Origin of the sequence: Methanobrevibacter arboriphilus JCM 13429 = DSM 1125 (genome assembly GCF_002072215.1) — an archaeon.
GTDB lineage: Archaea > Methanobacteriota > Methanobacteria > Methanobacteriales > Methanobacteriaceae > Methanobinarius > Methanobinarius arboriphilicus.
In genome coordinates this window covers 196890-208633 of record NZ_JXMW01000006.1, presented here as the reverse complement: position 1 = coordinate 208633, position 11744 = coordinate 196890, and the positions used below count along the sequence as shown (strand labels likewise).

Here is an 11744-nt window from a genome sequence, read left to right as displayed (position 1 = left end):
CTAAATTATAGTTTAATAATTAGGAGGGATAGTCATGTCAAATATTAATGAAGATGTAGGTAAAGTATTAGGACAATATTCTAAAGATATTCATAAAGAAATAGGAAATACTCTTTCAAATATAGGGCCAGAAGATCTTCGTGAAGCTTCAATTTATCTTACAGAAGCTGGGGGTAAAATGTTAAGACCTGCTCTAACAGTTTTAATTTGTGAAGCTGTTGGTGGGACTTTTTCAAGCTGTATAAAAGCTGCTGCTGCTATAGAATTAATTCATACGTTTTCACTTATTCATGATGATATTATGGATAAAGATGATATGAGACGTGGAAAACCTTCAGTTCATAAAGTTTGGGGTGAACCAGTAGCTATATTGGCTGGAGATACTTTATTTTCAAAGGCTTATGAACTAGTTATTAACTCAAAAAATGAGATTGATTCTTCAAATCCAGAAGAATGCTTAAATCGTGTAAATAGAACTTTGTCCACTGTTGCTGATGCTTGTGTTAAAATATGTGAAGGCCAAGCTCAAGATATGGGCTTTGAAGGGAATTTTGATGTAAGTGAAGAAGAATATATGGAAATGATATTTAAAAAAACTGCTGCACTAATTGCTGCTGCTACTGAATCTGGAGCTATCATGGGTGGTGCTAATGAAAAAATTGTTTCAGATATGTATGATTATGGTAAACTTATTGGTTTAGCTTTTCAAATTCAAGATGATTATTTAGATCTTGTTAGTGATGAAGATTCTCTTGGAAAGCCTGTTGGTAGTGATATTGCGGAAGGTAAGATGACAATTATAGTTGTAAATGCATTAAACAGAGCTAATCCCGAGGATAAAAAAAGAATTTTAGAAATTTTAAGGATGGGTAATGAAAGTGGTAATTGTGATCAGGTATACGTAGATGAAGCAATATCTCTTTTTGAAAAATATGGTTCTATTCAATATGCTCAAAATATTGCCCTTGCAAACGTTAAGAAAGCAAAACAACTACTTGAAATATTGCCTGAATCTGAAGCTAAACATACACTTTCTTTAGTTGCAGATTTTGTACTTTATAGACAAAATTAGTATACAGAATTAGTATATAAAATTAATATATAAAATTATTAATTTTGTATTAATAAAATAAAATTAACAATACAAAATTTATTAATACAATTTATTAATACAAAAAATTATTAATATAAAAATAATTATTATTAATATAAAATTACTTAAATGTTATTAACATTTAAGTTTTATATCTTTCATTATTATTTAAAAAAATTAAGGTGTTAATTTGACTGATGAATTAGAAATAATTGAAAAGCTATTAAAAGTAAGTATTGATGATAAAGATAATGGTATTTTCAATTCACAAATTGAAACAATTAATGATTTAGTTGTTAGTGATTTATCTACTGGAGACTTAATTGATGTATTAATTGGAATTCAAATACAAAGGGTTTCATTAGGTTTTAAAAATGAATTAGATAATAAAAAATTAGATAATTCTTGTGAATCAGCTGTTGAGAATTTGATTCAACTTCTAAATTTAAAAGGAGACAATGAATGTGAAGCCTTTGATGGTGATGCATCAATAGAAATAAATCCTTTTAATTTTAATCCTTAATTGAATAAAACATAATTGAATATATAAGTATAGTTTGAACTTAAATATAATAATGTTTTTTTAAATATTATATTCTAATATTTTTTAAATATTTATTATAATATTCTTTTAAACATAATATTCTTTTAAAGTTTGAAGTTTTATTTTTTCCACCAAATTAAAATCCAATCTGCTTTATCATTTGGATTTTCTAACATTCCTTCATTATTTTTTCTTAGATTTTTTTCGAGGTATTTATATAACTCTTCTTTTTCTTCTTCTGTAAAATTGTTTAATTGCCATTTACCATTATCAATTGCGTCTTGAACAGATTTATATTTCCTATTTGTTTTAATTTCAAGATTTTCTATGTTTGGATAAATATTCATACTTATGAGAATATTAAAAAGATAATTATATGGTGCAAAATCATTTTTTTCTTTTCCAATACTTTCATAAAAATCATTTTCAAATTTCCAATTTTCTGGACCAAATATTGTTATATAAACATATTTATCAGCTATATTGTTTACATTATTTATGGTATCTTTTATTGGTGATATCCCATTAATAGATCTTGATAAAAGAACAATATCCTGTTTTCCAACTTCTTTTAATGTCACATCTTCAAGATTTTCTTTTATGGTTTTAATATTATCAATATTTTCAGCTCTACATTTCTCATCTAAAATTTCAAGCATTCTTTTTGATGAATCAACAGCAGTTACAAATTTAACCTTTTTAGATAGTGGTATTGTAATTGATCCTTCACCACAACCTAAATCAATAACAGTATCACCTTTATTAATTCTCATTTTTGAAAATAGCTTTTTTTGATATTCATCTTGTTTTGAACGTTTAGAAAATTTATCTGCTTCATTATCCCAGTTTTTTGGCTTTCTTCGCTTTTTATGTAATTTTTCTTGCCAAAAAAATTCCCAGTCTATATCTTCAGGATCATTTATGCAATTTTGTTTTTTAATTATAACACTCTCTATTAATTATCTTTAAATTATTATATTTTAATAATATTGATTTTTTATAATATTATTATTTCATATATTATTATTACAATATATTATTACAATAATTTTATATTATTATTGTTCTTATCCACTATTATTATTTAAATATCAATATTATTATTTTTATTTTTAAAAATATTGTTATTTTTTAAATGATGATATTTTTAAATGATACTACTTTTATAATATTATTACATTCCATTGTTTATATTAATTATTATTATAATTATTATTATGTTGAATTTGTAGGAGGAATCATGATTAATTTACCTGTAGTCGGATCTTTATAGACCGTTCCCATATTTTCCATTCCTTCACTTTCTCCAGATTCAACATCAACCGTTCCATTATAATTTTCTCCCTCTTCTACAGATACTGCTTCTTTTATGGTATTTGCCATTTTCTTTTTTTCTTCAGGAGTAGCATCATTAAATATTATACTTTGCATATTCATGGACATAACTGCAAATATTAAGAAACCAACTGCTAATACAAGCATGGCATCAGTTAAATTTGCCATTCCTGCTAGAGGATCATCATCACCACTACTTTTTCCTAAAAATCTTCTTTTCTTAGACATTGTACCAACTCTTTTTTATTATCTTAGAATTTGTTTTTTTCCAGAATTTCTAGAGTAGAGTTGACTAAAACTTCAAAATTAGATAGGTCTTCTTCATACCAACGTTTTCTAAGTTTTGAAACAACATAAGATACAGCTGAAGCTGCTAATCCAGTTACTGTTGTATCAAATGCTATTATTATTGCTTGAGCTAATAATTCTATATTCCCTGCTCCAAGTGCTGCAAGCCCTGGCCCCATTGGAATTAGAGTTCCCATAAGCCCAAATGTTGGTCCGAGCCTTACCACCATATCTGTTTTCTCAACAGCTTTTTCCATTCTTAACTCTTCTTCTTCAATAACTTTATCTGCAAATGCTCTTTTAGTTTCAGTTCCAAAATCTTCATTGTTGATAACTTTAATCATAGCTAATTTGTATTCTTCATTAATATCTGATTCTTTTATTGTTTCTTTCATTTGATTTGTGTTATTTAAGCTATTAAGTGATCTTATTAATGATTCACTTTCTTCTAATTTGAATTTTTTTCGAGAAGTGTATTCAGCTATAAGCCCTCCAACACTTATTAATGCAAATATTACAAATAATATTAGTATAATTATGACTGGTATTAGTAAACTTTGAGAGATTGCATGTAAAATGCCTGTTAGAATTCCGCTTCCTATAATGTCCATGATATCTTTCTCTTTTTTAATTGATTTTCATTATTTTACTTTTTAGTAATCTTTTTAATGTTAATCTTTTAGTTATAATCTTTTAGTTGTAATTTTTTAATATTGATTCTAAATAATAACTTTTTAGCAGTATTAATGTTTATATAACTTTTAAAATTGAATATTATTGCATTTAAACTATATTTAAACTATATTTAAATTATATTTAAAACAAATTTCTAAATCTTTTAGATTTTTTAAATACAAATCCAAAAGCTACTGATATTAATACAATTATTAATATGTATATCATCATATTAGTTTCTGGAAAACTCAAAGGAGTCATATTTTGACTTAAAACATTTTGTAGATTTGGAACAAACATATATAATGTAAAATATAGTATTCCTGAGAGCATTAAAAAAAATCCAAAAATCCCATTAAACATTCTTTTTGGAGTTCTTATTTTTCGGTATAATATAAAATATGAGGCTATTATTAAAACAATTGAAATTCCTACCGAGATTAGTCCCAATTCAAATATAGATAACCAAATTGAAGGGGCAACATAAATTATATTAATTAATATTGCTACATAATAGCTAAAAAATAATAATATTAATGAGAGTTCTTTTTTTATTTTATATATTTGGAGATATTTTCTTTTTTCTTTTTCTAGATTTTTGGGATGTTTTTCTATATTAGTCTGCCGATTTTTTATATTATTTCGCTCTTTTCCGGAATTTTCCAGAATTTTCCTGTCTTTTCCTGTCTTTTCCTGTCTTTTTTCTGTTATATCTTTTTTTGATTTCACTTTAAAATCTAAAATAAATCTATAACCAGTATAAATCAATATCATTCCAATTATTGTCATTATGAAACTTATATTATTATTTATGATAGGAATTATTGATTTACTGAAAATATTTGAAATAAAAACTGACACTAAGATTAACAAACCTAAATATACTACTATTAGCATTGAATTATTCTTATTTATAGAATTATTTATTAAAGAAGTAGATATAGCTATGGAAGACAACACAATAACTATTATATAAGATAAAATCTGCAAATCAATCATTTTTCCACCTTAAAATGAGATTTTTTTATCTCTTCTTAACATATATCCCACAATTATCGAACCTAAAAGTAGTCCAATAATTAATATTCCTAAAGCTTGACTATCTTCTATTTTAAATAAATTTTCTCCATCGTCAATATTTATTATTTTAGCTTGTTGTGTTGAAGATTGAGCTGCAGAACTAGATCCAGAAGACGAAGATGCTCCTTCACTTAATTGATTTGAAGAAGGATTTGATCCTCCAGATGATCCAGTACCTATTCCAATGGTTCCAAGACCATTTCCTCCAATACCTAGGCCTCCTAGACCTCCATTTCCAAGATTTCCAGTTCCTCCGTTAACAGGGGTTTTTCCATTATTATTGTTATTAATATTTTCAGTATAGGTAATTCCTAGTTGAAATCTTTGCACTCCTGCTATTGCGCTTAAAATTCCTCCTGCTTGATTTTTATCAAAATTTTTGCCAAAATTAATAGTAGCTACTCCATTTACGGTGGTGACCCATATTTTTTCTCCATTAACTATGAAAAGAACATCTATTGGAGGTAAATCAGTCATGGGCTGACCATTATATGTAAAAACTCCCATATAAACTCCATTTCCAGCACTTTTAAGTTTAAATTGTATCATTCCTGACTTTAACTTAGGGCAAATATTAGCTAAATAACCAACATTAGCTCCATACCAGTTGGGTCCAATTTCTAATGTATTATAGTTTGAATCTCTAAGTTCAACATCTTTACCTGTGTTTGCTGAAATATCGTTAGATGATATGTCTTTTGCTTTATTATCAATATAATTTGGACCAAAACTAATTCCTTCTACATTATATTTGATAGAATTAGTTTTCATTGTAACATAAGAATTATCAATAGAATCTAAACGTATTCCATAATGATTATAAGAAATGTTGTTATGTGTTAAATTAAGATTTGTAAGAATATTTTCGGCTAATATTCCATGCTCTTCATTATTTTTTATGTTATTATATTTAATCTGAGTATATTGAGTTTTATAGGAGTATATACCTGATTTTTTATTATTGTTTATTTTATTGTTTATTATGTTTGTTTTTTTAGTATTTTTTAAGCTAATTCCATTCTTGTTATTTGTAATGTTGTTACTTTTAATATCTACGTTATTTGTACTATCTAAAGAAACTCCTTCATTATTATTATCTATTTTATTGTTTTCAACATAGATATTATTACTATCTTTTAAAGAAATCCCTTCATCTGATTTTGTGATATTATTATTGTTTATAGTTACATTGGAACTTTTAGAAACTGATATTCCAGAATCTTTAGCAGTTATATTATTTTTTGATACTTTAATGTTTTTAGTGTTGTTTAATGTTATTCCATTTCCATCGTCATTATCCAAATTAAAACCTGAAATTGTTGTACCTGATGCAGAACTTCCATTTATGAAAAATATTGTTTTTAGTAAGCTACTATCAGAACCACTTATTGTTGTTCCAGAATTACTTATAATATTTAATTTTTTGTTTATTGTTAAAGTTAAGTCTTCGTAAAAACTTCCTAAAAATTTAATTGTATCTCCTGCTGTAGCTGTATCAATTATTTTTTGGAGTTGTTCACTTAATGATAATCCAGTTTGATTATAAGATGAAGCATCATTAATATTTATTGTTTTAGCTGTAGCTGTATTAATACTCACTATAGCTATTAAACTAATAAATAATAAAACAATTAATATATTTTTTTTGTTTTTCATAATTTCATCTTTGGTTTATTTTAAGAATATAAATTAATAGAAGTTTTTTATTAAAAAGATTAAATTATATCAATAGGATTAAATTATCATATCTTGAATTGGATTCCTATTAAAATTATTAATTTATATAATTTCTATTAATTTATAATTTTGATTTTAATATGGTCTTTGATAAAAATCATTAAAAACTATTATAATCTACTGAATTTTGTTATAATCTAATAGAATTTCTATTTAATTTATTTTAAATTAAGTTTAGATTTAATATTAAATTTAAACTTAATTTAAAATTTTAATTTTTATAATATATATAATAATATATGCTTATCAACGTTATATATTTTATTTCACATTGTATTTAAAAATTAGTATTTTTATTTTTGGTAATTTTCATATTTTTGATAATTTTTAGAAATAGTTTTATTTAGAAATAGTTTTAACTTTTATTTTAATCCAAATAATTTTTATAAATAATAATATTTAAAAAATTTAAAAAATAATCAGAAATAATATGTAAATTTGAAATAAATTTAAATAATTGTAAATTTAAATATTATGAAAAGTATTGTAAAAATAATTATAATAATCAATATAAAAGTGATTAATACATGGATATAAGTTAAATAATCTAAAAAGATGCATTTAACTTATTTATATTAAATCTTACATGTATTTAATTTACTAATGCTATTTTAGATAGAATTTAGAAATAAATTTAATTCTAAATTACTTCTAATTCTAAACCACTTTCACATATTTATTTTGTTTTTTACCATTTACATTGAATGCAACTTTTTTAGTTCCTTTGGTGGTTCCTTTTAGCTTCATTTTTAATGTCACTGATTTTTTAGCAGGTAATTTTACTGTCCATTTATTTGTTTTTTTACTGTATTTAGTTTTATAGTTTACATTGTAAGCTTTGAGTCCTTTGGATGGTGAAATTCTAACTTTTATATTTTTAGAAGATGTTCCATAATTTTTAATAGTTGTGTATGCTGTGACATATTTGTTCTTTCTGATTTTTTTAGTATTAATTTTATTAGAATTTTTAACTTCAACTGCAGGATTAACTTTTAAACTAGTTAAACTTGATTTTTTATTGAAGCCATCACCAGTTAGTGTAGCTGTGTTTTTAAAAGTTCCTGCTTTATTAGGAGTTATATAAACATTTAAAATTGCTTTTTCATTAGCTTTTAAAGAATTCACTGTCCATATTTTATTGTTTTTATTAAATGATCCTATATTTGTACTAAAACTTTTTATAGCAAAGTTAGGAATCATATTTTTGATATTTATGCTTTTAATTAATTTTTGTCCAATATTTGAAACAGTTATTGTATATTTAGCGGTTTGACCAGTTTTAATAGTTGGAGATGAAATTCTTGAATTAATACTTATTGATTTTTGAGGTATATTGTTATCATTTATAGATAATGCATTTTTACTTAAAAAATATGTATAAATCTCATTTCCAGTAGAACTATAATTATATTCTCTAAAATCAGCTATTCCAGTTCCATTTTTCACTAAAACATATTGATATTGACTATTGTTATTAAGATAGACCTTCACATAATTAGGAATCATTTCTGTAATTAGTTGTTTAGTGTCATTTGTTTTATAAGCTACTTGGAACATACCTTTTGATATTTCTGATAACTCTGCTAATATTATTCCAGTAGTTGTTTTAGAACATACTCGCACTCCACTTCTATCATTTGTACCATAGAAATTATATCCTATAACTAAAACTGCACGATTATTATCGTCTATTTGAACTCTTTGAATTTGAAATTCATTAAACCCCGTATTATATAATAGATAGTTATATTCAATGGTTGGTTGGCCTGATGTATTGGTACCAGAATCCATATAGATTCCATTTTTATTATTATTAGTTATCATATTACTTATAATACCAAGAATATTATAACTACTATTAATATAAATTCCAGATTGACCTTGATTTTCGATGTAGTTGTATAATACTTTTATATTATCTTGTAATTCTCCATTATTATTGAAATACACACCAAAACCATTATTATTTGAGATATTGTTGTATGATATTTCAGTGTTGTTTGTATTTCCAGTGGAGATTATGCCTTCATCATTGTTTGTGATAGTGTTGTTTTTTATCACTGTATTATTTGAATTATCTGATGATATTGCAGTTCCTGAGTTATTTATTGTATTATTACTAATAACTATATTTAAGCTATCTAAAACTGTAATTGCTATGCCTTCAGCTGTAATATTATTATTGCCTATTTTTACATTAGTTGCATTATCAATTATAATTCCAGCTTCTTTTGCATTAATATTGAATCCTTCAATTGTAGATCCACTTCCACCACTTAGTATTCTAAATATTGGTTCTTGGGGATTAGATGGACAACTACTAAGTACAGTTCCAACATCACTTACTATATTCAATGTTTTATTTACAATAATATTAGCTAAATGTGTGTATGTACTTCCTTTAAATAGTATTGTGTCTCCACTTGAAGCATTATCAATTATTCCTTGTATATGGTCCATATTATATGGCATTTGCTGATCTTGAAAATCAATTGTCCATGTAGCAGCATAACTTGTATTAGTTCCTAAAGGAGATAAAACTATTAATAGTGAAAAAATCATTCCTAAAAAAAGAATTTTTTTTGAATTTATTTTAAGCACCTCTCTTAATTAATGTATTTTGGAATCTAAAGAATATAATAATAAATATATAGTTGTTATAACTATAGGGATACTATTAATAATATTAATAATAGTATTAAAAATAATATTAATAATATTAACACGATTATTAATAATTTAATAGTATGTATAATTTAGAAAATTTAAATGATATCAAATTTAAAGATATCAAAAATAAGCTAAAATAAAAATTAAAAAGTAAGAAGCTAATTGTATAAATTTAATTTAATCTTTAAATTTAATTTACTTCTTACTTAGATATTAATTATTTGACAACTTTTACAGATTTGGTTTGTGATTTGCCGTTTGTTGTTACTTTTACTTTTTGTGTTCCAATTTTTGTTGCTTTGACTTTCATTTTTAAGGTTACTGTCTTCTTAGCAGGAACTTTTTTGACTGTCCATGTTTGGCTTTTTTTGTTGTATGATGCATAGCTACTTTTACTTGTTGCTGCTACTTTTAATCCTTTGGTGGTTGCTATTTTACTATTGAATGTACTGGAGTTATCTAATCCAGTGTTTTTAATTGTAGTTGTTACATAGAAATATTTATTTCTCTTTACTTTATTTGCACTGAATGCATTACTACTAGATAATTTAATATCTTTGTTTACAGTTAATTTTGTTGGATTTGTTGAAGTATCGTTTTGTGTTGAAGTTTTTAATGTTGAAATAATGTTTTGAGTTCCTGCTTTTTTAGTTTGAACTTCAAGTACTAAAGATGCAGTATCTCCAGTATTTAAGCCATTTATAGTCCATTTATTATTAGAGAATGCTCCAGTAGATTTGTATGTTACAACAGAGTTCGCAATACTAGATAATAGTCCTGTATCAATAGTTATTGCATCTGATGTTCCATTTCCAATGTTTTTAACAGTTAAAGTATATATTAGCTTTCCACCATTTTTCACGACATTTGTGCTTATTGTGTCTGTAATAGTTAATAAAGGACTGGTTACAGGAGCATCTTCTATATAGTAGTTTTTAACAATGTTGAAGCTGTTATTTATTTCAGTATTCCACTCGCTTTCAGACCAGTTCATTAATTCACGGTATCCATTACCATTTCCAGTTATATTGTTGTTATCAGTTATGTTTATTTCTTTTGCAATATTGGATTCAGGGATGTTTTCTAATAATATTCCTATTAATGAATTGTTGCTTATGTTGTTACCATCGATTAAGATATCATTTACTTGAGTTGGTGAACCATGGTTTGTGTCTCCAGCTTTAATAACAATACCAATATTATTATTGACTATTGTGTTATTTATCATACTAGCAGTTTCAGCAGCTTTAACAAGACCTAATCCAATTCTGCTCATGCCTGTAATGTTATTGTTACTAATTACTATATGTTTTACTCCTCCTCCGAAGAAAATTCCATACTGAGCATTAGTAAGATTGTTATTATCAACTAATATATTTCCTGCATTTTGGAAAAATGACATAGCATTTCTTCCAAGATCATGGAAATTACTATTAGTTATAACTGTATTATTTCCTCCACCAACACCAATAGCGTCACGGAAATTACTTGCTACAACATTATTTATTGTTAATCCAATTACACCACGAGTATTAATCCCAGTTCCATTGTTAGTGTTATTTCCTTTAAGTGTAAGGTTATCAAGGGTTATATTGTTTGCTCCGTTAGCTACATTTATTGTAGACATAGCATTTAAAGTAAAGTTAGATATAGAAATATCTTTGAATATTTCTGGAGCAGAATTATTAACTGCTAAATTGAATATATATGTATTAGCATTTTGAACTCCAGTTATTGAAGCACCGTTACCTAAAATTGTCAAACTTTTACTAATGTTTATTGAACCAGCAAGATTATAAGCACCATCAGTTGCAAAACTTATTATATCTCCTACTCCTGCTCCATTAATTATAGATTGGATAGTAGATAAATCAGCTCCATCATCTATATTCCATGTTGCTGCAGATACAGACGAAGTCATTGTTCCTATAGCTACGAAAAGTACTAATAGGAACATTAATCTTAATTTAATATTCTTAATTTGATCATCTCCAATTTTATCATAAATTAGTTTTTAGTTTCTAAATTGCCATTTATTTACTTTCACTAATTCAATCTAGTTTTTTAATTAATCAATTAATTTTTAAGAGATTTTAAAAATTAATTATTACTTAAACTATTTTTAAACCATTTTTACAGTTATTATTTAAAAAATTAGCTACCCTGTTTTTCCATAAAACAACAATAAAGATTAAAACAATTGATTAGGGTATTAATTTTTGGTTTATAATTATTAATTGCATAGATAATAATAACTGCATAATAATAATATTTCGTATTGAATATATATACATTTCGACTTATTTTTTCATTATTTTATTA

The 11744-nt window shown here is 24.9% G+C and carries 9 protein-coding genes; 2 read left to right on the top strand and 7 right to left on the bottom strand.

Annotated features, from left to right (window positions below):
- Positions 1 to 34 precede the first annotated feature (34 nt).
- Together idsA and MBBAR_RS04685 are read left to right on the top strand one after the other, a co-directional pair.
- Positions 35 to 1072: a short chain isoprenyl diphosphate synthase IdsA gene (gene idsA, locus MBBAR_RS04690; protein ID WP_080460106.1), complete on the top strand. Its 1038-nt coding sequence runs from the start codon at positions 35 to 37 to the stop codon at positions 1070 to 1072.
- Positions 1073 to 1283: 211 nt separating this feature from the next.
- Positions 1284 to 1616: a hypothetical protein gene (locus tag MBBAR_RS04685; protein WP_080460105.1), complete on the top strand. Its 333-nt coding sequence runs from the start codon at positions 1284 to 1286 to the stop codon at positions 1614 to 1616.
- A 140-nt stretch (positions 1617 to 1756) separates the two neighbouring features.
- On the opposite strand, the gene MBBAR_RS04680 is transcribed toward MBBAR_RS04685, so the two are convergent.
- The 7 genes from MBBAR_RS04680 to MBBAR_RS04650 all read right to left on the bottom strand — a co-directional run bounded on the left by MBBAR_RS04680 (position 1757) and on the right by MBBAR_RS04650 (position 11379).
- Positions 1757 to 2542, bottom strand: a complete 786-nt coding sequence (locus tag MBBAR_RS04680; protein ID WP_282956046.1) for a class I SAM-dependent methyltransferase — start codon at positions 2540 to 2542, stop codon at positions 1757 to 1759.
- Between the two features lie 310 nt (positions 2543 to 2852).
- Positions 2853 to 3200, bottom strand: a complete 348-nt coding sequence (locus MBBAR_RS04675; protein ID WP_080460103.1) for a DUF2149 domain-containing protein — start codon at positions 3198 to 3200, stop codon at positions 2853 to 2855.
- Between the two features lie 23 nt (positions 3201 to 3223).
- Positions 3224 to 3871, bottom strand: a complete 648-nt coding sequence (locus MBBAR_RS04670) for a MotA/TolQ/ExbB proton channel family protein (protein ID WP_080460102.1) — start codon at positions 3869 to 3871, stop codon at positions 3224 to 3226.
- Positions 3872 to 4076: 205 nt separating this feature from the next.
- Positions 4077 to 4934: a DUF2162 family putative transporter gene (locus MBBAR_RS04665; RefSeq protein ID WP_080460101.1), complete on the bottom strand. Its 858-nt coding sequence runs from the start codon at positions 4932 to 4934 to the stop codon at positions 4077 to 4079.
- 9 nt (positions 4935 to 4943) lie between these two features.
- Positions 4944 to 6671, bottom strand: coding sequence for a right-handed parallel beta-helix repeat-containing protein (locus MBBAR_RS04660; RefSeq protein WP_080460100.1), 1728 nt, complete (start codon positions 6669 to 6671; stop codon positions 4944 to 4946).
- A 738-nt stretch (positions 6672 to 7409) separates the two neighbouring features.
- Positions 7410 to 9353, bottom strand: a complete 1944-nt coding sequence (locus MBBAR_RS04655; protein ID WP_080460099.1) for a right-handed parallel beta-helix repeat-containing protein — start codon at positions 9351 to 9353, stop codon at positions 7410 to 7412.
- Positions 9354 to 9639: 286 nt separating this feature from the next.
- Positions 9640 to 11379, bottom strand: a complete 1740-nt coding sequence (locus MBBAR_RS04650) for a right-handed parallel beta-helix repeat-containing protein (RefSeq protein ID WP_080460098.1) — start codon at positions 11377 to 11379, stop codon at positions 9640 to 9642.
- Positions 11380 to 11744: the final 365 nt, after the last annotated feature.